Source organism: Pseudomonas sp. zbq_18 (assembly GCF_043102245.1).
Classification (GTDB): Bacteria; Pseudomonadota; Gammaproteobacteria; order Pseudomonadales; family Pseudomonadaceae; genus Aquipseudomonas.
The window spans coordinates 147,527-170,126 of sequence record NZ_JBICIT010000016.1 but is presented as its reverse complement, the minus strand read 5'-3'; the positions used below and the strand labels follow the sequence as shown (position 1 = coordinate 170,126).

At 58.6% G+C, this 22,600-nt stretch carries 20 protein-coding genes and 2 tRNA genes; all 22 read left to right on the top strand.

What is annotated here, in order from left to right:
* Nucleotides 1-134 precede the first annotated feature (134 nt).
* Complete coding sequence (locus ACF8C6_RS13405; protein WP_392499753.1) at nt 135-2,357, top strand: AsmA family protein; 2,223 nt, start codon at nt 135-137, stop codon at nt 2,355-2,357.
* A complete protein-coding gene (gene mutY / locus ACF8C6_RS13400) occupies nt 2,354-3,421 on the top strand; it encodes an A/G-specific adenine glycosylase (RefSeq protein ID WP_341689739.1) in 1,068 nt (355 codons plus the stop codon). The genes ACF8C6_RS13405 and mutY overlap by 4 nt, the downstream gene beginning before the upstream one ends.
* Nucleotides 3,418-3,690, top strand: coding sequence for an oxidative damage protection protein (locus ACF8C6_RS13395; RefSeq protein ID WP_277689620.1), 273 nt, complete (start codon nt 3,418-3,420; stop codon nt 3,688-3,690). The genes mutY and ACF8C6_RS13395 overlap by 4 nt, the downstream gene beginning before the upstream one ends.
* A 177-nt stretch (nt 3,691-3,867) precedes the next feature.
* Nucleotides 3,868-3,943 (top strand) — tRNA-Phe (locus ACF8C6_RS13390).
* Nucleotides 3,944-4,185: 242 nt separating this feature from the next.
* Nucleotides 4,186-4,959, top strand: coding sequence for an ABC transporter ATP-binding protein (locus ACF8C6_RS13385; RefSeq protein WP_277689621.1), 774 nt, complete (start codon nt 4,186-4,188; stop codon nt 4,957-4,959).
* Nucleotides 4,960-4,977: 18 nt separating this feature from the next.
* Nucleotides 4,978-5,730, top strand: coding sequence for an ABC transporter substrate-binding protein (locus ACF8C6_RS13380; protein WP_277689622.1), 753 nt, complete (start codon nt 4,978-4,980; stop codon nt 5,728-5,730).
* Nucleotides 5,731-5,788: 58 nt separating this feature from the next.
* Nucleotides 5,789-6,481, top strand: coding sequence for an ABC transporter permease (locus ACF8C6_RS13375; protein WP_392499752.1), 693 nt, complete (start codon nt 5,789-5,791; stop codon nt 6,479-6,481).
* Entirely contained in the window at nt 6,481-7,170 is a 690-nt protein-coding gene (locus ACF8C6_RS13370; protein ID WP_277689624.1) for an ABC transporter permease, read from the top strand. Before ACF8C6_RS13375 ends, ACF8C6_RS13370 begins: the two co-directional genes overlap by 1 nt.
* A 40-nt stretch (nt 7,171-7,210) precedes the next feature.
* Nucleotides 7,211-8,416, top strand: coding sequence for a methyltransferase (locus ACF8C6_RS13365; RefSeq protein ID WP_392499751.1), 1,206 nt, complete (start codon nt 7,211-7,213; stop codon nt 8,414-8,416).
* A 291-nt stretch (nt 8,417-8,707) separates the two neighbouring features.
* Nucleotides 8,708-8,783: transfer RNA gene (locus ACF8C6_RS13360), tRNA-Thr, on the top strand.
* A 226-nt stretch (nt 8,784-9,009) separates the two neighbouring features.
* On the top strand, nt 9,010-10,440 hold the full coding sequence (locus tag ACF8C6_RS13355; protein ID WP_392499750.1) for a mannose-1-phosphate guanylyltransferase/mannose-6-phosphate isomerase: 1,431 nt from the start codon (nt 9,010-9,012) through the stop codon (nt 10,438-10,440).
* A gap of 80 nt (nt 10,441-10,520) precedes the next feature.
* Complete coding sequence (locus ACF8C6_RS13350) at nt 10,521-11,672, top strand: glycosyltransferase family 4 protein (RefSeq protein ID WP_392499749.1); 1,152 nt, start codon at nt 10,521-10,523, stop codon at nt 11,670-11,672.
* Nucleotides 11,673-11,744: 72 nt separating this feature from the next.
* Complete coding sequence (gene gmd, locus ACF8C6_RS13345) at nt 11,745-12,866, top strand: GDP-mannose 4,6-dehydratase (RefSeq protein WP_392499748.1); 1,122 nt, start codon at nt 11,745-11,747, stop codon at nt 12,864-12,866.
* A 14-nt stretch (nt 12,867-12,880) separates the two neighbouring features.
* A complete protein-coding gene (locus ACF8C6_RS13340) occupies nt 12,881-13,864 on the top strand; it encodes a GDP-L-fucose synthase family protein (RefSeq protein WP_392499747.1) in 984 nt (327 codons plus the stop codon).
* 9 nt (nt 13,865-13,873) lie between these two features.
* Nucleotides 13,874-14,671, top strand: a complete 798-nt coding sequence (locus ACF8C6_RS13335) for an ABC transporter permease (protein WP_392499746.1) — start codon at nt 13,874-13,876, stop codon at nt 14,669-14,671.
* Complete coding sequence (locus ACF8C6_RS13330) at nt 14,671-16,002, top strand: ABC transporter ATP-binding protein (RefSeq protein ID WP_392499745.1); 1,332 nt, start codon at nt 14,671-14,673, stop codon at nt 16,000-16,002. The genes ACF8C6_RS13335 and ACF8C6_RS13330 overlap by 1 nt, the downstream gene beginning before the upstream one ends.
* The gene (locus ACF8C6_RS13325) at nt 15,999-17,267 is read left to right on the top strand and encodes a sulfotransferase (RefSeq protein ID WP_392499744.1); all 1,269 of its coding nucleotides are present in this window, start codon (nt 15,999-16,001) and stop codon (nt 17,265-17,267) included. The genes ACF8C6_RS13330 and ACF8C6_RS13325 overlap by 4 nt, the downstream gene beginning before the upstream one ends.
* Before the next feature lie 80 nt (nt 17,268-17,347).
* Nucleotides 17,348-18,379, top strand: coding sequence for a glycosyltransferase family 2 protein (locus ACF8C6_RS13320; protein WP_392499743.1), 1,032 nt, complete (start codon nt 17,348-17,350; stop codon nt 18,377-18,379).
* Nucleotides 18,372-19,556 (top strand): hypothetical protein, encoded by a 1,185-nt coding sequence (locus tag ACF8C6_RS13315; protein ID WP_392499742.1) that lies wholly within the window; start codon nt 18,372-18,374, stop codon nt 19,554-19,556. Before ACF8C6_RS13320 ends, ACF8C6_RS13315 begins: the two co-directional genes overlap by 8 nt.
* A gap of 14 nt (nt 19,557-19,570) precedes the next feature.
* Nucleotides 19,571-21,184, top strand: a complete 1,614-nt coding sequence (locus tag ACF8C6_RS13310) for an aldolase catalytic domain-containing protein (protein WP_392499741.1) — start codon at nt 19,571-19,573, stop codon at nt 21,182-21,184.
* 9 nt (nt 21,185-21,193) lie between these two features.
* The gene (locus ACF8C6_RS13305; RefSeq protein WP_392499740.1) at nt 21,194-21,934 is read left to right on the top strand and encodes a 3-deoxy-manno-octulosonate cytidylyltransferase; all 741 of its coding nucleotides are present in this window, start codon (nt 21,194-21,196) and stop codon (nt 21,932-21,934) included.
* Nucleotides 21,931-22,593: an HAD family hydrolase gene (locus ACF8C6_RS13300; RefSeq protein ID WP_392499738.1), complete on the top strand. Its 663-nt coding sequence runs from the start codon at nt 21,931-21,933 to the stop codon at nt 22,591-22,593. Before ACF8C6_RS13305 ends, ACF8C6_RS13300 begins: the two co-directional genes overlap by 4 nt.
* Nucleotides 22,594-22,600: the final 7 nt, after the last annotated feature.

Sequence of the window (22,600 nt, the reverse complement as noted above, 5' to 3'; positions counted from 1 at the left end):
GCCAAACCCAGGGGAACCGCTCGCGGACAGCGCTATCCAAACCCCTGCCACCACCCTGCGGCTCACCGTCGCGCCACCGGCGACGGCGTTATACTCCCGCCGGTCATAAAAGAACCCCACACAAGGACTGGTCCATGAAAGCCTTCGGCAAGATCCTGGGTCTGCTACTACTCGGCCTGTTGCTGATCATCATCGGTCTCGGCTTCGCCCTGACCCATCTGTTCGACCCCAACGACTACAAGGACGAGATCCAGCAACTGGCCCGCGACAAGGCCAATCTCGAACTGCAGCTCAAGGGCGACATCGGCTGGAGCCTGTTCCCCTGGCTCGGCCTGGAGCTGACCGATGCCACCCTGGCCAGCGCCGACACCCCGGACAAACCCTTCGCCGACCTGCGCCTGATCGGCCTGTCCGTGCGCGTGCTGCCACTGCTGCGCAAGGAAGTGCAGATGAGCGACATTCGCGTCGACGGTCTCGACCTGACCCTGCAGCGCGACAAACAGGGCCGCGGCAATTGGGAAGGCGTCGGTCGCCAGGCCGAACAGCCCGGCAACGGCGCCGAGTCGAAGGCTCCCGCCCAGCCTGACGAGCCGGTCGCGCAAACCACTGACGAAAGCGGCCAGCCGCTCAAGCTGGATATCGACAGCCTCACCGTGAGCAACTCGCGCGTCGACTATCACGACGAGCAGAGTGGCCAGCAGTTCAGCGCCGAAGGCATCGAGCTGAGCACCGGCGCCATCCGCGAGAGCGCCGATATCCCGATCAAGCTGCTCGCCTTCCTCGGCAGCAACAAGCCGGTACTGCGCGCCAAGACCGAGCTGGAAGGCCTGCTGCGCTTCGATCGCGCCCTCAAACGCTACCAGTTGCAGGACATCAAGCTGGCCGGCGAGGCCTCCGGCGAGCCGCTCAACGGCAAGACCCTGACCTTCTCCAGCCAGGGCCAGCTGCTGCTCGACCAATCGGCACAGGTGGCCGAATGGACAGGCATCAAGCTGTCCGCCAACCAGCTGCGCGCCCTCGGCGAGCTCAAGCTGCGCGACCTGGACAAGACCGCCAAGCTCGAAGGCAGCCTGTCCGTCGCCCAGGTCAACCTGCGCGAGTTTCTCGACGGCCTCGGCGTGGCCCTGCCAGCGATGCGCGACCAGAGCACCCTGAGCCGCTTCGAGCTGTCCACTCGCCTGGGCGGCACACCGAACAGCATCAGCCTCGACGACCTGGCCCTGAAGCTCGACGACAGCAGCTTCAGCGGCAAGCTGGCCGTCACCGACCTGGCCAAGCAGGCCCTGCGCGTACAGCTCAAGGGCGACAAGCTCGACCTTGACCGCTACCTGCCGCCGGAAGACAAGGACGCCAGCGCCGGCGCCGCACGCAAGAACGAGGTCAAGCAGACCGTCGCCGCCGCCGGCAAGAGCGGCAGCACACCACTGCCGGACGCACCGACCCAGCAGGCCTGGAGCAGCACGCCCATGCTGCCGCTGGATACCCTGCGCAAGCTCGACGTGCAGGCCGATCTCGGCATCGGCCAGCTGACCATCGACAAGCTGCCGCTGGAGAATGCCAGCCTCAAGGCCACCGCCAAAGCCGGCCTGCTCAGCCTGCAGGAGCTGCGTGGCGAGCTGTACGGCGGCGAGTTCAACGCCACCTCGCAACTCGATGCGCGCCCGGCCGTGCCACTGCTCACCGCACGCAAGCAGCTCAAGCGCATCCCCGTGGAAAAACTGATCGAAGCCCAGGGCGAGAAAGCGCCGCTGCGCGGCAAGCTTGATCTCAGCGCCGACGTGCGTACCCAGGGCAACAGTCAGAAAGCCTGGGTCGACGCCCTCACCGGCAAGGCCAATTTCAGCCTGAGCGATGGCGTACTGGTCGACGCCAACCTGGAGCAGCAGCTGTGCCAGGGCATCGCCACCCTCAACCGCAAGTCACTGTCCGGCGAGCAACGCGGCAAGGACACCCCCTTCGATGAGCTGCGCGGCAGCCTGAACTTCACCAATGGCGTCGCCAGCAACCCCGACCTCAAGGCACGTATTCCCGGCCTGACCGTCAACGGCCACGGCGACGTCGACCTGCGCGTGCTGGGCATGGACTACCGCGTCGGCATCGTCATCGAGGGCGACAAGAGCGCCATGCCGGACCCGGCCTGCCAGGTCAACGAGCGCTATGTCGGCCTCGAATGGCCGCTGCGCTGCCGCGGCCCACTGGAGCTGGGTGCCAAGGCCTGCCGCGTGGACAAGGAAGGCCTGACCAAGGTGGCCGCCAAACTGGCCGGCGACAAACTCAGCGAAAAGATCGAAGAGAAGCTCGGCGACAAGGTCAGCCCGGAACTCAAGGACGCGCTCAAGGGCCTGTTCAACCGATGACCCCCGAGCAATTCAACGGCGCCGTGCTGGCCTGGTATGACCAGCACGGACGCAAGGACCTGCCCTGGCAACAGGGCATCACCCCGTACCGCGTGTGGGTCTCCGAGATCATGCTGCAGCAGACCCAGGTCAGCACCGTACTCGGCTACTTCGACCGCTTCATGGAAGCCCTGCCAAGCGTGCAGGCGCTGGCCGAAGCGCCCGAGGACGAAGTGCTACACCTGTGGACCGGCCTCGGCTACTACACCCGTGCGCGCAACCTGCACAAGGCGGCGAAAACGGTGGTCGAGCAGCATGGCGGCGAATTTCCGCGCTCGGTCGAAGCACTCGCCGAGCTGCCCGGTATCGGCCGCTCCACCGCCGGCGCCATCGCCAGCCTGAGCATGGGCCTGCGCGCACCGATACTCGACGGTAACGTCAAGCGCGTGCTGGCCCGCTACAAGGCCCAGCAAGGCTATCCGGGCGAGCCCAAGGTCGCCGAACAGCTGTGGCAACTGGCCGAGCAGCTGACCCCGCATGAACGGGTCAACCACTACACCCAGGCGATGATGGACCTCGGTGCCACCCTCTGTACCCGCAGCAAGCCCAGCTGCCTGCTGTGCCCGGTGCGCGACGGCTGCCGCGCCCATCTGCTCGGCCGCGAAAGCGACTTCCCCGAGCCCAAGCCGCGCAAGGCTCTGCCACAGAAACGTACGCTGATGCCGCTGCTGGCCAATGCCGAAGGTGCCATCCTGCTCTACCGGCGCCCCTCCAGCGGCCTGTGGGGCGGCCTGTGGAGCCTGCCGGAACTGGACGACCTCGGCGCCCTCGACGCCCTGGCTGACCAGCACGCCCTGCAGCTTGGCGAGCGCCAGGCACTGGCCGGGCTGACCCATACCTTCAGCCACTTCCAACTGGCTATCGAACCCTGGCTGGTGCGCGTGGAGCAGCCGGGAGCCGCCGTGGCCGAGGGCGACTGGCTCTGGTATAACCTCGCCAGCCCGCCGCGCCTGGGCCTGGCCGCCCCGGTGAAGAAGCTCCTTAAACGAGCCGCGCAAGAATTGAATGCAGGAGAAGCCTCATGAGTCGTACCGTCCACTGCCGCAAATACAACGAGGAACTGCCCGGCCTCGATCGCCCGCCCTACCCCGGCGCCAAGGGCCAGGACATCTACGACAACGTATCGAAGAAGGCCTGGGAAGAGTGGCAGGCGCACCAGACCATGCTGATCAACGAACGCCGGCTGAACATGATGAACGCCGAGGATCGCAAGTTTCTGCAAACCGAGATGGACAAGTTCTTCTCCGGCCAGGACTACGCCCAGGCCGACGGCTACGTACCACCAAGCGCCTAAGCACTTGTAGGAGGGGCCTTGGCCGCGACCGCCCTGCGGCAGTCGCAACCAGCCCCTCGAACCCGGCAGCCAAACACCGGCTGCCGCTGAAATTCCGTAACCTCCCGTTTGTACTGAAATTTTTTTCATTCCCTTGCTTGACACTACCCGGCCAAATCCGTTTAATAGCGCCCCGTTGCCCAGGTAGCTCAGTCGGTAGAGCAGGGGATTGAAAATCCCCGTGTCGGCGGTTCGATTCCGTCCCTGGGCACCACTAATACCGAAAACCCCGAGTGAAGCGATTCCTCGGGGTTTTTCTTTGTCCGTCTTTCGTGCCATACGCAGCCTTTGTGTACGGGCGCGACACGCAACTGTCACGATGCGACAACCAGCACCGACAGTGCCATGCACAGGCCGCCACCGGCTTGGCTCTGATGCTGGCGCTATGCTAGGTTCACCGGCACGTCAGGAAGACCCCAGCCGCCGGAGCGCATCCGTATAAGAAGAGGAACCCCCATGGCCGAGGCAACGCCCGCGCTGGAAATCCGCAACCTGCACAAACGCTACGGCGACCTCGAAGTGCTCAAGGGCATCTCACTGACCGCACGCGACGGCGACGTGATCTCCATCCTCGGCTCCTCCGGCTCCGGCAAGTCCACCTTCCTGCGCTGCATCAACCTGCTGGAGAACCCGCACCAGGGTCAGATCCTGGTGGCCGGCGAAGAGCTCAAGCTGAAAGCAGCAAAGAACGGCGAGCTGATCGCCGCCGACAACAAGCAGATCAATCGCCTGCGCAGCGAGATAGGCTTCGTTTTCCAGAATTTCAATCTGTGGCCGCACATGAGCGTGCTCGACAACATCATCGAAGCACCGCGCCGCGTGCTCGGCCAGAGCAAGGCCGAGGCCACCGAGGTAGCCGAGGCGCTGCTGGCCAAGGTCGGCATCGCCGACAAGCGCCATGTCTACCCCAATCAGCTTTCCGGCGGCCAGCAGCAGCGCGCCGCCATTGCCCGCACCCTGGCCATGCAGCCCAAGGTGATCCTGTTCGACGAGCCGACCTCGGCCCTCGACCCGGAAATGGTACAGGAAGTGCTTAATGTGATCCGCGCGCTGGCCGAGGAAGGTCGCACCATGCTGCTGGTCACCCACGAGATGAATTTCGCCCGCCAGGTCTCCAGCGAAGTAGTGTTCCTCCATCAGGGTCTGGTTGAAGAGCAGGGTCCGCCCGAACAGGTCTTCACCAACCCGCAATCGGCTCGCTGTAAACAATTCATGTCCAGCAATCACTGAAAAACGGAGCAATCACGCATGCACAACTATAAAAAGATCCTGCTGGCCGCGGCCGCCACCCTGGCCTTCGGCGCCCAGGCGGTAGCCGCTGACAAACTGAAGATCGGTACCGAAGGCGCCTACCCGCCCTTCAACCTGATCGACGCCAGCGGCCAGGTCGGCGGCTTCGATGTCGAGATCGCCCAGGCCCTGTGCGCCAAGATGGGTGCCGAGTGCGAAGTGGTCACGTCCGACTGGGACGGCATCATCCCGGCCCTGAACGCCAAGAAGTTCGACTTCCTGGCCGCCTCCATGTCGATCACCGAAGAGCGCAAGCAGGCCGTCGACTTCACCGATCCCTACTACACCAACAAGCTGCAGTTCATCGCGCCGAAGAGCAGCGACCTGAAGGCCGACAAAGCCAGCCTGAAAGGCAAGGTGATCGGCGCCCAGCGCGCCACCATCGCCGGCACCTGGCTGGAAGACAACCTGGCTGACACCGTCGAAATCAAGCTGTACGACACCCAGGAAAACGCCTACCTCGACCTGTCCTCGGGCCGCCTCGACGGCGTGCTGGCCGACAAGTTCGTCAACTGGGAATGGCTGAAGAGCGACGCCGGCAAAGACTTCGAGTTCAAGGGCGACCCGGTATTCGACAACGACAAGATCGCCATCGCCGTGCGCAAGGGTGATCCGCTGCGCGAGAAGCTGAACACCGCCCTGAAAGGCATCGTCGAAGACGGCACCTACAAGAAGATCAACGACAAGTACTTCCCGTTCAGCATCTACTGATGCAACCGGCTAGCGCCGCCCGCCCGGGCGGCGCCAGTCCTTCTGCAGTAGCCCTCAGATGACCCTAGACCTACACGGCTTCGGCCCCGCCCTCGCTGCCGGCACGCTGGTGACCATCCAGCTGGCCCTGTCCGCCCTGTGCCTCGGCCTAGTGCTTGGACTGCTCGGCGCCCTGGCCAAGACCTCCCCGTACAAGCCCCTGCAATGGCTTGGCGGCACCTATTCCACCATCGTGCGCGGCGTACCCGAGCTGCTCTGGGTGCTGCTGATCTATTTCGGCACCGTCCAGGGCCTGGCCGCGCTCGGTGAGTTCCTCGGCGTTGGCAGCCTCGAGCTGAACCCCTTCGCCGCCGGCACCATCGCCCTCGGCCTGTGCTTTGGCGCCTACGCCACCGAAGTCTTCCGCGGCGCCATCCTGGCCATCCCCAAAGGCCACCGTGAAGCGGGCATGGCCCTCGGCCTGTCCAAAGGCCGCATTCTCTGGAAGCTGATACTGCCGCAGATGTGGCGCATCGCCCTGCCCGGCCTGGGCAACCTGTTCATGATTCTGATGAAGGACACCGCCCTGGTCTCGGTCATCGGCCTGGAAGAGATCATGCGCCGCTCGCAGATCGCCGTGACCGCCAGCAAGGAACCCTTCACCTTCTATCTAGCTGCCGCTTTCATCTATCTTGGCCTGACCGTGATCGCCATGATCGGCATGCATTTGCTTGAGAAGCGCGCCAGCCGCGGCTTCGTCCGGAGCGCCTGATGAACTGGGAAGTCATCTACAAGTACCTGCCCAAGCTGCTCGAAGGCGCTGCCCTGACGGTCGAACTGGTGGCCGTCGCCGTCGTCGCCGGCCTGATCCTCGCCCTGCCCATGGGCATCGCCCGCGCCTCCAAACACTGGTATGTGCGCGCCCTGCCCTACGGCTATATCTTCTTCTTCCGTGGTACCCCGCTGCTGGTGCAGCTGTTTTTGGTCTACTACGGCCTGGCCCAGTTCGACGCCGTGCGCCAAGGGCCGCTGTGGCCCTACCTGCGTGATCCGTACTGGTGCACCGTCATCACCATGACCATGCACACGGCAGCCTATATTGCCGAGATCCTGCGCGGCGCCATCCAGGCCGTGCCGCCCGGCGAGGTCGAAGCCGCACGCGCGCTGGGCATGTCGCGTGCCCAGGCGATGATCTACATCATCCTGCCACGCGCGGCGCGCATCGGCCTGCCGGCCTACAGCAACGAAGTGATCCTGATGCTCAAGGCCAGCGCCCTGGCCAGCACCGTGACCCTGCTGGAACTGACCGGCATGTCGCGCACCATCATCGCCCGTACCTACCTGCCGGTGGAGATCTTCTTCGCTGCCGGGGTGTTCTACCTGGTCATTGCCTTCGTGCTAGTACGCGCCTTCCGTCTGCTCGAGCGCAAGCTGCGGGTCGACGCCTGCCAGGGCCGCTAATGAGATAGCCCTCTCTCCCGAGAGGGCGTGATCTACCGCCATGACCCTCACCAACGCCACCCTGCTTGAGCGCTTCACGGCACTGGACGATTTCCTCATCGCCCATCAGCGACTGTGGCGTCCCAAGCCCTTCACACACCTGAGCCTACCCTGGGAACAGAATCACCCCGAGCTGGCGCTTTGGCTACGCAGCCGCAGCCTGGAACAGGCCGAAGCCAGCCATAACCAACCGCACCTGCTCGATGCACCCGCACCATTTCCCGCACTGGCCCGCACCGCGCAGGCGCTGAGCGATGTTGGAGAGCTACCGAAGCAAGCACTGCCTTCGCCCAGCCCACGCCTGAGCGTCGATGTACCGGGACGGAAGTGGCAGCAAATCGAAGCCTTCTCCAGCCACTTGAGCTTCGATCAGACCCCGCAGCACTGGCTGGACTGGTGCGCCGGCAAAGGCCATCTCGGCCGCCTTCTAGCCCACCGAGGCGGCACACTGACCTGCGTGGAATACGACCCTGCGCTGGTCACCGCCGGACAACAACTCAGTGCGCGACTGCTCATAGATGCCCAGCACCTGCAGCAAGACGTACTGGTAGAAGATGCAGCGCAACACCTTTGCGCCGCACGCACCCCAGTGGCCTTGCATGCCTGCGGCGACCTGCACGTACGCCTGCTGCAACTGGCCAGCAGCGCAGGCTGCCAGCAGATGGCCGTAGCACCGTGCTGCTACAACCGCATCGCCACAGCGAACTACCAGCCGCTCTCCCGCCCCGCCAAACAGTCCACACTTCACCTCTCCCGGGATGACCTGGGCCTGCCCCTCAGCGAAACCGTCACCGCAGGCCGCCGCCAGCGCCTGCAACGCGACCAGTCGATGGCCCGCCGCCTCGCCTTCGACCTGCTGCAGCGAGAGCAGCGCGGAAGTGACGACTACCTGCCCACACCCTCCCTGCCAGTCAGCTGGCTGAGCAAGGACTTCGCCAGCTACTGCCACGACCTGGCTCAACTCAAGGGTTTCGCCATAAATGGCAAGCCGGATTGGTCCGATCTGGAGCAGCGCGGCTGGCAGCGCCTCGCCGAGGTACGCAACCTCGAACTGCTGCGCAACCTGTTCCGCCGCCCCCTGGAGCTCTGGCTACTACTCGACCGCGCCCTGTACCTACAAGAACAGGGCTACGAAACGCGCCTAGGCACCTTCTGCCTCCACAGCCTGACTCCACGCAACCTGCTGCTGCTAGCTGAGCGCCCCTGACACTCACCCACAGAAACTGTGGATAACTCTGTGCGCAAAGTCTGCACAAGCGGCTGCAGCGCCTATACCAGCTGGCGCCCAGCCGACTGCACGCTTTCTAGCCAGAAACAAAATAGCCATAGAAAACAGATTCTTAGGAAAAACAGCGAGATCCTGCACAGAAATCAACCTGCCGCCGGGAAAGCAGCTCTAGATTGTGCATAAACATTGACCTGCTAATACCCAAGCACCATTTCTTCTGCTCCGCTATGGGTTTACTCCGCCCTCCCAATGGTTATAATGCGCGCCTTCGCCGGTATAGCTCAGCTGGTAGAGCAACTGACTTGTAATCAGTAGGTCCCGGGTTCGACTCCTGGTGCCGGCACCATATGCATGAATGTAAAAAGCCCACCCCATGGTGGGCTTTTTACATTCACAGGCGATTCTGGCCAGACGGCCAGAAATACAGTTAAATTGAGTGGTTTATCACACAACCTTTGCGACATGCGCACTCAGGAATGCCCTCCGTCGCAGCGATCGACTGGTCACGCCAATTCCAAGCGATAATTCAGCGCCAGAGATCTGCCGGATAAGCGAACCTTTAAGGACGATAGATGTTGTACCCCGTGATTGTTTGCGGCGGAGCCGGTAGCCGCTTGTGGCCCGCCTCTCGCGAAAAGCACCCCAAACCATTCCTGTCACTGCCTGACGGTCAATCCCTTCTCCAGAAAACTCTGGCCAGGGCACTTCATCTCCAAGACGTGAAAGACATCCTGACCGTCACCAATCAGGAACTTTTCTTCACTACCGAAGACATCTATCAGGAAGTCGAGCGCTCGCCAGAATGCGAGCTCAACTACATTCTTGAGCCGACTGGCCGCAACACTGCCGCCGCCATAACCAGCGCGGCCCTCTATCTGCTGCACCGCTATGGCCCCGAGGCGACCATGCTGGTGCTTCCCGCCGACCACCTGATACAGGACGAAGAAGCCTTCGCCAGTGCCGCCCGACAGGCCGCGCAACTGGCTCAGGAAGGCTACCTGGTGACCTTCGGCATCGAGCCGACTCATGCCGAGACGGGCTTTGGCTATATCGAAGCCGACACCAGCGGCGGCCTCGTGCAAGGCATGCGCGTCAAGCGGTTCGTGGAAAAGCCGGACCTGGCAACCGCCCTGCACTATTGTGCGGCCGGCAATTTCTACTGGAACTCGGGCATGTTCTGCTTCCAGGCCGGGACGCTGGTCAGCGAGATGCGGGTTCACGCCCCGGAAGTACTCGAGACCGTGGAAGTCACACTCGCTGCCTCGACCTACTCGGACAACGACCAGCGACTTCGCCTCGATGCCGACAGCTTCAGCAAGGTGCCGGACATTTCCATCGACTATGCCCTGATGGAGCGCTCCGACAGGGTCGCCACCGTTCCCTGCACCATCGGCTGGAGCGATATCGGCTCCTGGTCCGCCATGAGCGAGTTGGTCGAGGCTGATGCGCAGGGCAATCGCTTCAGCGGAGAGACGGTCCAGCATGCTGCGGCCAACAACTTCGTACACAGTCCGGAGCGACTGACCGCCCTCGTCGGCGTGCAGGATCTCATCGTGGTCGACACCCCGGACGCGCTGCTGATCACACACAAGGAGCATGCCCAGGATGTCAAACATATCGCGGGGCAGCTCAAGCAGAGCGGACATGAAGCCTATCTGACGCACCGCACAGTGCACCGTCCGTGGGGAACCTACACAACGCTTGAGGAAAGCGAACGCTTCAAGATAAAGCGCATCGTCGTCAAGCCCGGCGCCTCGCTCTCCCTGCAAATGCATCGTCATCGCAGCGAGCACTGGATTGTGGTCAGCGGCGTGGCGCTGGTCGTCAATGGCGACAGCGAGCTGATCCTGAACAGCAACGAGTCGACCTTCATTCCGTCGGGGCACAAGCACCGCCTCGCCAACCCCGGCGTCATCGACCTGGTCCTCATCGAAGTACAAAGCGGCGATTACCTGGGCGAAGACGACATAGTGCGGTTCGACGACAGGTACGGTCGTTCATAAACCATACGATCACACCTGCCGTATAGCACCAGCTAGAGTTCTTGTTCCAGCTGGCCTCTGACGAATGAAGACACCGCCGAATGAAGGTACTGCACTTCTATAAGACCTATTACCCCGACTCCGTAGGCGGGGTAGAGCAGGTCATCTACCAGATCGCCAGTGGCGTTGCCGACCTGGGCATCAGCACCGACGTGCTCTCGCTCAGCAGCAAAGCAGCAGCGCAGCCCGTCGACCTGGGCAGCCACAAGGCCTACCAGGCTAAACTGGACCTGCAGATCGCGTCTACCGGATTCTCCCTCTCTGCCCTGCGCATGTTTCGCGAGCTGGCCAGGGAAGCCGACATCATCCACTACCATTTCCCCTGGCCCTTCATGGATTTGGTGCACCTGGCCTGCCGCCTGAACAAGCCCAGCCTGGTCACCTACCACTCCGACATCGTGCGCCAGGCCACGCTGCTCAAGCTGTATCGGCCGCTGATGCACAGCTTCCTGAGCAGCGTCGACGCCATCGTCGCGACCTCGCCGAACTACCTACACAGCAGCCCGGTTCTGCGGCGGCATCAGGACAAGACCCGGGTCATCCCCATAGGCCTGGACAAGGCAGCCTATCCGGTACCCTCGCACAACAACCGTGAACACTGGCGGCAGCACTTTGGCGAACGATTCTTCCTGTTCGTCGGTGTCCTGCGCTACTACAAAGGCCTGCATATCCTGCTGGAAGCGATGAAAGGCGCCCCCTTCAAACTGGTGATAGTCGGCGCCGGCCCGGTTGAGGAGGAGCTCAAGGCCCAGGCACAGCGCGACAACCTGGATAACGTCTTCTTCGTCGGGGCCGTATCGGACGAAGACAAGGTCGCCCTGCTGGATCTCTGCTACGCCGTTACCTTCCCCTCTAATATGCGCTCGGAAGCCTTTGGCATCTCCCTACTAGAAGGCGCAATGCACGGCAAACCGATGATCTCCAGCGAGATTGGCACAGGCACCAGCTATATCAATCAACATGCGCAAACAGGATTGGTAGTTCCCCCGAGCGATCCCGCGGCTTTCCGACAGGCCATGGATCACCTGTGGGCACATCCCGAGCAGACCAAGCAGATGGGACGCCAGGCTGAAAGCCGGTACTGGGAGTACTTCACCGCCAAACGCATGGCGGATGGTTACGACAACCTCTATCGACAACTGCTTGCGCAGCACGGCCAGAACAGCAGCAGAGTGACTACCCCAAACTCCTGAGCCCGGCCACAACGAGACTATATTTTTCATCAGTTATCCGCCGGAACGCCCGGCCGAAGAAGGAAAGACACCATGACCCGTAAAGTTGCACTCATTACTGGCGTGACCGGACAGGACGGCGCCTACCTCGCGCGCTTCCTGTTGGAAAAAGGTTACATCGTCCACGGCATCAAGCGTCGCGCCTCTTCTTTCAATACCGACCGCATCGATGATCTGTACCAGGACCCGCACACCAAGAACCGTAACCTGATCCTGCACTACGGCGACCTGACCGACACCAGCAACCTGGTGCGCATCATCCAGCAGTGCCAGCCGGACGAGATCTACAACCTCGGCGCCCAGAGCCACGTGGCGGTTTCCTTCGAGTCCCCCGAGTACACCGCAGACGTGGACGCCATGGGCGCCCTGCGCATTCTCGAGGCCATCCGCATCCTCGGCCTGGAAAAGAAGACCCGCTTCTACCAGGCCTCGACCTCCGAGCTCTATGGCCTGGTGCAGGAAATCCCGCAGAAGGAAACCACGCCCTTCTACCCGCGCTCGCCCTACGCGGTCGCCAAGCAGTTCGCCTTCTGGATGACCGTCAACTACCGCGAGGCCTATGGCATCTATGGTTGCAACGGCATCCTGTTCAACCACGAGTCCCCGCTGCGCGGCGAAACCTTCGTCACCCGCAAGATCACCCGCGGCCTGAGCCGTATCGCCGTAGGCCTGCAGGACTGTCTGTACATGGGCAACATGAACGCCCTGCGCGACTGGGGCCATGCCCGCGACTACGTGGAAATGCAGTGGCTCATGTTGCAGCAGGACAAGCCTGACGACTATGTCATCGCCACCGGCCGCCAGTATTCGGTACGCCAGTTCATCGAAGTCTCGGCCAAGGAGCTGGGCGTCAGCATCGAGTGGCGCGGCGAGGCCGAGGAAGAGGTCTGCGCAGTCATCGACGTGGCCAACGAGGCCGTGACCGGCATGAAGGCCGGCGACATCATCGTGCGCGTCGACCCGCGCTACTACCGCCCGACCGAAGTGGAAACCCTGCTCGGCGACCCCTCCAAGGCCAAGCGCGACCTGGGCTGGGAACCGAAGATCAGCTTCGAGGAGCTGGTGGCCGAAATGATCAGCGAAGACCTCAAGTTGGCGCAGCGTGATGCGCTGGTCCAGCAGAGCGGCTACAAGATCATGTCCTACCACGAGTAAGAGGGGAGTTCGACATGCACAAGCTCCCCCTGAATACCCGCATCTACGTAGCCGGTCATCGTGGCATGGTCGGCTCCGCCATCGTGCGCAAACTCCAGGCCGAGGGTTACCAGCACATCATCACGCGCACCCACGCCGAGCTGGACCTGACCTCGCAGGCGGCCGTCCAGGCATTCTTCCGGGACAACCCGGTCGACTACGTCGTGCTAGCTGCCGCGAAGGTCGGCGGAATACACGCCAACAATGAATACCCGGCCGACTTCATCTACGAAAACCTGATGATCCAGTGCAATGTCATTCATCAGGCGTTCGCCGCCGGAGTACGCAAGCTGCTGTTCCTCGGCAGCTCCTGCATCTACCCGAAGCTGGCCAGCCAGCCCATGCAGGAAAGCGCCCTACTGACCGGCGTACTGGAGGGCACCAACGAGCCCTATGCGGTTGCCAAGATCGCCGGCATCAAGCTCTGCGAGTCGTACAACCGGCAACATGGCACCGACTATCGCTCGGTGATGCCAACCAACCTCTACGGCCCATACGACAACTACCATCCGGAAAACAGCCATGTCATCCCGGCACTGATCCGCCGCTTCCACGAAGCCAAGCAGAACCAGGCCGAGGAAGTGGTTATCTGGGGCACCGGCACCCCGAAGCGCGAATTCCTGCATGTGGACGACATGGCCGCCGCCTGCCTCCACGTCATGGGTATCGACAGCGAAACCTACCGCGCCAACACCCAACCCATGCTCTCGCACATCAATGTCGGCACCGGTACCGATGTCACCATCCGTGAACTCGCCGAGCTGTTGGCGCAGGTGGTGGGCTACCAGGGGCGGATCGTCTTCGATAGCAGCAAGCCCGACGGCACACCGCGCAAGTTGATGGACGTGGAGCGCCTCGCCGCACTCGGCTGGCAGGCCCGCATCGGCCTCAAGGAAGGGCTGCAGTCGGCTTACGACTGGTACGCCGAACACCTGGGTCGCGAAACCATCCGACTCTGAGGCAGCCCTATGCTTTACGGCTTCTTGCGGGACACGGTCCGGCTCAAGGGCATCATCCTTGAGCTGGCCAAGCGCGATTACCAGCAGGCCAACCAGGGTTCCTACCTTGGCTTCATCTGGAACTACCTGCAGCCACTGCTGTTCATCGGCGTGCTGTACGCCGTCTTTACCCTGGGCCTTCGCCAGGGCTCGACGCAGGACGGCATGCCGTTTGGCCTCTACCTGCTGAGCGGGATGATCTGCTGGCTGTACTTCGCCGGCAATCTCAGCGCCATTACCGGGGTAATCCGCGCCTACTCCTTCCTGGTGAAGAAGGTCGACTTCCGCCTGAGCGTGCTGCCCTTCGTCAAGCTGCTGAGCTCGCTGCTGCCACACGCCCTGCTGCTGCTCCTGCTGCTGCTGGCGGCAGGCCTCAATGGTCTGCCGCTAGGCTGGCACACCCTGCAGCTGCCCTACTACTACCTGTGCATGGCCTCTCTGCTGGTCGGTATCGGCTGGCTCACCTCCTCGGCCAGCCTGTTCGTACCAGACATCCGCAACCTGGTAGGCCTGGTCACCCAGTTCGGCCTGTGGCTGAGCCCGATCTTCTGGAGTACCAGCCAGATTCCCCAGGGCTACCAGTGGATCGCCAGCCTCAACCCGGTGAGCTACCTGGTGACCGGTTACCGCGACAGCCTCAACGGCAGCCACTACTTCTGGGAGCGCCCGCAGGAGAGCCTGCTGTTCTGGGTCATGAACATCACGCTGCTCGCCATCGGAGCCCTGGTCTATCGCCGCCTCAAGCCGCACTTCGCGGAGGTGGTGTGATGGAAACCACGGCCATCTCGCTCAAGGGCGTCTCCAAGTACTACAAGCTCTACAAGGCCAGCAAGGACCGGCTGAAAGAGGCCCTGCACCCGTTCGGCAAGCAGTACCACGAGAACTACTACGCCATCCGCGACCTCAACCTCGAAGTCAGCCGCGGGGAAATTCTCGGCATCGTCGGGCGCAACGGTTGTGGCAAGTCGACTCTGCTCAAGCTGATATCCCATGTACTGCAACCCAATGCCGGTGAAATACGGGTCAACGGTAAGATCACCGCGCTGCTGGAGTTGGGCGCCGGCTTCAACCCGGAGTTCACCGGCAGGGAGAACATTCACTTCTACGCGACGATCCTCGGCCTGTCCGCCTCGGAAATCGAACACCTGACCCCCACGGTCATCGAGTTCGCAGAGCTTGGCCAGTTCATCGACCAACCCGTGAAGACCTACTCCAGCGGCATGAAGTCGCGGCTGGGCTTCGCCGTGGCCGTGCATGTCGAGCCGGACATCCTGATTCTCGACGAAGTGCTTGCCGTCGGCGACGCCGTATTCAGACGCAAGTGCTTCGCCAAGATGGAAGAGTTCTTCAAGGCCGGCAAGACGGTGCTGTTCGTCTCCCATGACGCCAATGCGGTGAACAAGTTGTGCACCCGCGCGGTACTGCTGCATGGCGGCAAGATCATTCTCGACGGCAAGCCGGGCGACGTGACCCGTTACTACGAGAAACTGGCCCACGCCAAGGAACAGAACCAGCCTGCCGTGCTGGTGGAAATCGCCAGCTTCCAGCAGCAACCACCCGCACCCATCGTGCCAGTTGCGCAGAGCGAAGCCCCGTCAGCCGGTAACAGCTCGCCCTACTACATCGCAGAACTGGTCTCCAAATCCGCGCTGGCCTACCCCACAGACCGTGCCGAGATCCTCGACCCGCATATCACCACGCTCTCGGGAGAGCGGGTCAATGTCCTGCTAAGCGGGGAGAACTATATCTATTGCTATCGGGTTCATTTTCAAGGAGAGGCACACAAGGTTGCCTTCGGCATGCAAATCAAAGATCTGCATGGCGTGGCCATTTCTGCCGCATCGCTGGCCAGTGACCCGACAAGGCTGATTGAACATATACCCGCTGACACAATCTTGAAAATAACCTGGCCCTTCAATTGCCACTTATTGGAAGGGCACTACTTCACCAATGCCGGCGTCAGCGAACATATCAATAGCGACACGGTATTTCTGGCCCGCTTTGTGGATGCCATGACTTTCAAAGTAATAGCCCCGAAGAACAGCCTCGTGAAAGGTATCGTCGACCTGGGACAAACGCTCGAGGTAGAAACCCTGTGAACACGCCGATGCGGGACGATCAGCTGATTTTCATGATCTCGCTGCCACGCAGCGGCTCCACACTGCTGCAGAAGATCCTCGGCGGCCATGACGATATTCATACCCGCTCCGAGCCCTGGCTGATGCTGCACCCCCTGTATGCCCTCAAGCACGACGGTATACAGGCCCGCTATAACGCCCGCCTCGCGGCACAGGGGGTACAGGACTTCATCGCGGATCTTCCCGGAGAGGGCGAGGAGTTCTATTACGCACGGCTGCGTGACTGCTACCTGTCACTCTATGCGCCCTACCTACAGGGCAGCGGCAAGACGCGCTTCCTGGACAAGACGCCGCGCTACTACGAAATCTTCGACGAGCTGCAGAAAACCTTTCCGCGGGCCAAGTTCATCGTTCTTTATCGCAATCCGTTGGCCGTGCTGGCCTCGATACTGGAGACCTGGATAAAGGGCAATCTGGCCAGGCTCAGGGAATACCGGGGCGATCTCTGCAAGGGCACCGAGTTCCTGCAGCGCGACTTTTCCGCCTACGACAATACCCACATCGTCCGCTACGAGGATCTGCTCCGGGATCCGGAGTCTGCAACGGCGGCACTCTTTGCCTTTCTGGAGCTACCCAACCAGCCGGAGTGCATCGACTATGGCAAACAGCCTGCCGAGCGCTGGAAGTACGGTGACCCCAGCACCGTCTATGCCAAGAGCAGGCCGGATGCACAGCATGCCGATGCCTGGCAGCAGCAACTGAACATTGCCGAGAACCGCAAGCTGCTGGCCGACTACCTGCAGATGCTGGGAAAAGCTGGCTTCGAACGCATGGGCTACGACTATGCACAGGCGGAGCTGGTGATCAACCAAAGCACACCTGCGGACTCCGCCACTGCAGCCCTACCTTCATTACGCCAGCTTTTGAGATCGGCAGATGAAGAGAATAAAACTCTACATGATTCATTAATAAAACTCTCTGCAGAAAAAGATAATCTACGCGCAGAGAGCATGAAACTTTCTGCAGAAAAAGAAAACCTGTCTCAAAAGACAAAATCCTTGCTGGATGAGCTAGAAAAACTCAAGCTCAGCCTTCAAATCAAAATCGAAGACAGCAAGTCCCTTGAAAGGGATCTATCCAACATTATTCAGTCTGCAAAACACCTGAAAGAGCAGAGGGCCTTTCAGCAGCCATTTCAAAAGCTGAAAGCCTATAAAGCCCTACTGAGCTCTATTGATGAATCCCAACATGATCATCTGCGAAGATCCACAAGCGAGACTGAATAGATAAGCTCTTGAGAAAGCAGCCCTGACAACCCAGCCAGTTCAAGAGCAACTTGCATTAAATATCATCAAGGAAATCAAATATGTTGAAGAGCGCCGCAGGCATATTAAATATCGCCAAAAAAATCAAACAAGGCCTCTTAAAAAATCTCGCCAAGAGCGGCATTATGAATTCAGCTTTGAACACTAGCAAAAATCACTCAGCGCAACCTTTCCTTAATGCCGGCGCCACAGATATAGAAGCAAGAGCAATCTCAAACAAAATACCCAAAGAATACTGCACCATCCCACAACACACCCCATACCTCTCAATAGTAATTGGCAGCTTTAATCGTCTCAACATGATTAAGCTCTGCATTCAGGCAGTTAGAGAGGAAACATCCAGCTACCGCACCGAAATTATCGTAGTTGACGGCGGCTCAACCGATGGCACTCTTGAATGGCTACTTTCGCAGAAAGACATAATAACGATAGTCCAGCATAATCGAGGCGAGTGGCAAGGAAAGAAAATCGAGAGAAAGCCCTGGGCTTACTTCATGAATCTTGCATTTAAATCAGCATCCGGCAAATTTATATGCATGCTCAGCGATGATTCACTAATAGTGCCAGGAGCCATCAACGAAGGCCTGAAGCTCTTCGAAAGCAGACTTGAAACCAGCCACAAAATTGGAGCCATAGCCTTTTACTTTAGAGACTATCCAATCCGCAAGAAATATGCGGTTGCCATCAATATTGGAAATCTTTATGTAAACCACGGCCTTTATCTGAAAAGCGCACTCCACGAAGTTGGCTACATAGACGAGAACTATCATTTTTATTTTGCCGACACGGACCTAACACTTAAACTTAAGTCCCACGGATATAATTGCATTACATCACCCACATCTTTCGTAGAGCATTACTTCGAAGCAACCCCAGATATCCGGGCAAGCAACAATGATGACAAGAAAGAGAAAGACAGATTACGACTTATCAACAAATGGCGTGGCATCGCCTACCCAGAGGCAGACCATGAGAAGTATATGAAGTGCGTGGGCTACTGGGACTACCACACAGATGAATTCAAAGACGCCAGCAACACTATAGACAGGCTAATAAAGGCCCATCATGATTGACCTTGACCAAATCCTCTACGCCGATAGATTTGCCTTCTTGCAGCGCGGCAAGGATAAACGCCTAGATAGTTTACTGAGTGCAATCAAGAGCCTATTTTTCACCACTTTCAAATTTCCAAGCAACAGATCTGCCGAATTCATATTCTTTCGCAGCCTCGTGAGAGATGACTACAAAAACTTGATGCACGAGGTAGCATCGACGGTACCAACCGAAAAATCCATCATAATTGAGGATTACCTACGCAACAGGTCGAAACCTGCGCCAATGGCCTTTATTTTAGCGCTCAGATTACTGCCTGCCATTACAAAAATACAGGCCACAGACATATATGAGCGAATATTTCTTTATTTAAGGCTCTGCTTCTACTATCGCATACTTCGAAGCCTATCAAAATTCGAGTTCAACACTATTGTTTTTTTTGCAGACATGCAACCAGTCGAATGCCTGTTAGCTCAGCACTTTCGCCACACAGGCAAACGCACCGTCACCCTCCAACATGGACTCTATGTTGACTACGGCGACCTGCCCACAGTAAATGTAATCAACTACCGCCACCAACCATCGGAATACTTTCTAGCATGGGGACAAAACACAGCCGACTTGATCCAGCGGTCCGGCATAAATAGAAAAGTTTTCATATGCGGAAAACCAAGCATTGCCTTGTCTGCAACACACAGAGACACTGCAGCGCCCCATGACACGCATCCCAAGCATTATTTTACTGTAATCTTGGATCAGAATATTTTCCAAGAGCACAACATCAAGATGATCATGCTGCTCGATGAATATGCAAGAGATCGCAACCTCACGATGAACGTGAGATATCATCCCGGCAACAAGCGGGCAACATACGAACAACTCGGAGCAGATTATTGCACCAACCTACAAATTGAGAGCTCTCAATTTGTAGTCGGGCACACAAGCTCCCTGCTCTACGAAGTAATGCTCTTAGGAATCCCCGTAGTAAAATTCAAAACTGAAGTACCATGTATTGCCATCCCTTCAGACCTAACCTTTGAGTCAAAGCCTGAACTGGAGTACGCACTTTCAAAAGCCTCGAGCTACAACTTCTCCAAGCTCTCCACAGATTATATCGCATACTTCGGCAGTGAATCTCTAAACAAGTATGAAGAGTTCTTTTCCAGACTCAATTCCGACACAAATCCTTGCTATTAATTAGCGGAGGAACCATGAAAAATAGACCCACACTTTTAGATTGCACCCTTCGCGACGGGGGGTACTATAATTCCTGGAACTTCAGCCCAGACCTCATAAGTGAATACTTACAAGCAATGGCCGCGCTTGGCACGAAATATGTCGAACTTGGATTGCGCTCACTTAGAAATGATAAATTTCAAGGACCCTGCGCCTTCACCACCGAAGAATTTGTGAATTCATTGCTCATACCTGAGGCACTTGCCTTAGGGGTCATGATCAATGCCGCGGAATTAATTTCCAACGAAACGCCTACAGAAACTATACTCAAACAATTATTCCCAGCCCAGGCATCCTCATCGCGTATAAAGCTGGTGCGAATTGCTTGCCACATGCACGAATTTGCTGTGGTTTTACCTGTCAGCACATGGCTAAAGGATATGGGATACACAGTCGGCTTTAACTTGATGCAAGTGGCAGACCGCAGCCAGAACGAGATCGAGTCTTTGGCTCTGGAGGCCAGTAAATGGCCAATAGATGTCCTGTATTTTGCAGACAGCATGGGCAGCATGTCCCCTGATCAATGCTCAACAATCATCGGCTGGCTGCGCAAGCACTGGACTGGACCATTAGGCATACATACTCATGACAATATGGGCCTTGCCCTGCAGAACAGTCTGCGCGCCTTGGACGACGGCGTCACTTGGCTTGATGCTACTGTTACAGGCATGGGTCGCGGCCCTGGCAATGCTAAGACCGAGTATCTAATTCTGGAGCTTGCGGAACGCTTTGAACTTAAGCCCAACATCACTCCCCTCATGGGCTTGATCCGGCGTTATTTTCTACCGATGCAGCAACGTTGCGGCTGGGGAACTAATACCTATTACTACCTAGCGGGAAAATATGGTATCCACCCGACCTATATTCAGGAAATGATGGCTGACTCTCGCTATAGCGAAGAAGATATATTGGCAGTCATTCAGCACCTGCGAATTGAAGGCGGGAAAAAGTACAGTGCAGACACACTCGACGCTGCTCGCCATTTCTACAGTGGCTCACCGCGCGGCCAGTGGCAACCCCAAAGCATCATGAAAGGAAGGGATGTTCTAATTTTGGGTGCAGGCCCAGGCGTGGCGGACCACCGCAGCGCACTTGAGTCTTTTATTCGAAAAAGAAACCCATATGTTATGGCACTCAACACACAGCTTGCGGTAGAGGCAGATCTAATTGACGCACGTGTAGCATGTCATCCTGTACGCCTGCTGGCAGACTGCGCCGAGCATACAAATCTGCCACAACCCTTGATTACGCCAGCTAGCATGCTACCGGCGGATGTTAAAGAGTCATTCAAAAGCAAGGAGCTTCTTGACTTTGGCCTTGGCGTTAAGAAAGGAACTTTTGAATTTTCCGACAGTTATTGCGTACTGCCAAGTGCCTTAGTAATCGCCTATGCTTTAGCGATTGCCAATAGCGGCAAGGCATCTCAGATTTTCCTTGCAGGCTTCGACGGATATGGCGCCGATGACCCAAGAAGCCGCGAAATGCAGGTACTGCTAAGCAGCTACATGGAGCAAAGCGACCACGTGAGGCTTTGCTCCATTACCCCCACCAGCTACAACATACCCTGCAAATCCATTTATGGCATTTGAGTGATTAGCATGAAGTCAGTTGTCATTATACCCGCTCGCTACAAATCATCTCGTTATCCGGGAAAACCCTTGGTGCCGCTGCTTGGTAAACCAATGATCCTCTGGGTGGCCGAGCTTGCAGCGAAAGCAGTAGGCATTGATTGCGTTTATATTGCAACTGATGACCCAAGAATTGCAGCAACTGTTCAAGATGCAGGCTTCAAATCAGTAATGACCAGATCTGAAGCACTTACCGGGACTGACCGCCTAGCAGAAGCGGCAAAAAAAATCGAAGCAGATATCTACATCAATGTCCAGGGTGACGAGCCCACCCTAGACCCACAAGACATACTGAAAGTTCTAAACAAAAAGATTGAAAATCCAAATTGCATTATAAATGCATATTGCTGGATCTCCGACAATGAGAACCCTGATAGCGTAAACATCCCCAAGGTCATCACAACTGAAAGCGACCGACTTGTTTACATGTCGAGAAAAGCACTACCTGGGTACAAAGATACTAAGCTCGCCCCCACCAAATTTAAGAAGCAAGTTTGCATTTACGCCTTCAACCGCAAAGAACTTGATTCCTTTGAAAAATTCGGTAGGAAAAGCATCCTTGAGGCTGCGGAAGACATAGAAATTCTCCGTTTCCTAGAAATGGATAAACAAATTCTCATGGTTGAATCTTCAGGCGGCAGCTTGGCTGTGGATGTGCCAGAGGATGTAGCACCTGTCGAGGCTGCGCTGCGCGCAGGAATTTCTCTGTGAATATCGCCGCCTATAAAACCTTGATATTCGACTGCGATGGCGTGGTGCTCGACTCCAACAAGGTCAAGACCCAGGCCTTCTACGATGCGGCACTGCCCTACGGCGAGGCCGCCGCCCAGGCGCTGGTCGACTACCACGTGGCCAATGGTGGCATCTCCCGCTACCGCAAGTTCGAATACTTCCTCGATACCCTGGTGGCCCAGCACGCCCGTGACACCGACGGCCCGGGCCTGCAGAGTTTGCTGGACGCCTATGCCGAAGCCGTACGCCACGGCCTGCTCAACTGCGCAGTGACGCCCGGACTGGTACAGCTGCGCGAGGCGACACCGGATGCCCGCTGGCTGATCGTCTCCGGCGGTGACCAGGCCGAGCTGCGCGAAGTCTTCGCCCAGCGCGGGCTGGCGCAGATGTTCGACGGCGGCATTTTCGGCAGCCCCGCGAGCAAGGACGAAATCCTCTCCGCCCAGCTGGCCACCTGCAACATCCGCCCCAGGGCGCTGTTCATCGGCGACAGTCGCTACGACCATGTCGCCTCGGCCGCGGCGGGCCTCGACTTCCTGTTTGTCAGCCGCTGGACCGAATTCCCCGGCTGGCAGGCCTATTGCCAGGAACACGCGCTGACCTGCCTGCAGGCCATCGAGAACCTGCTGGATCATTGATCAGCCA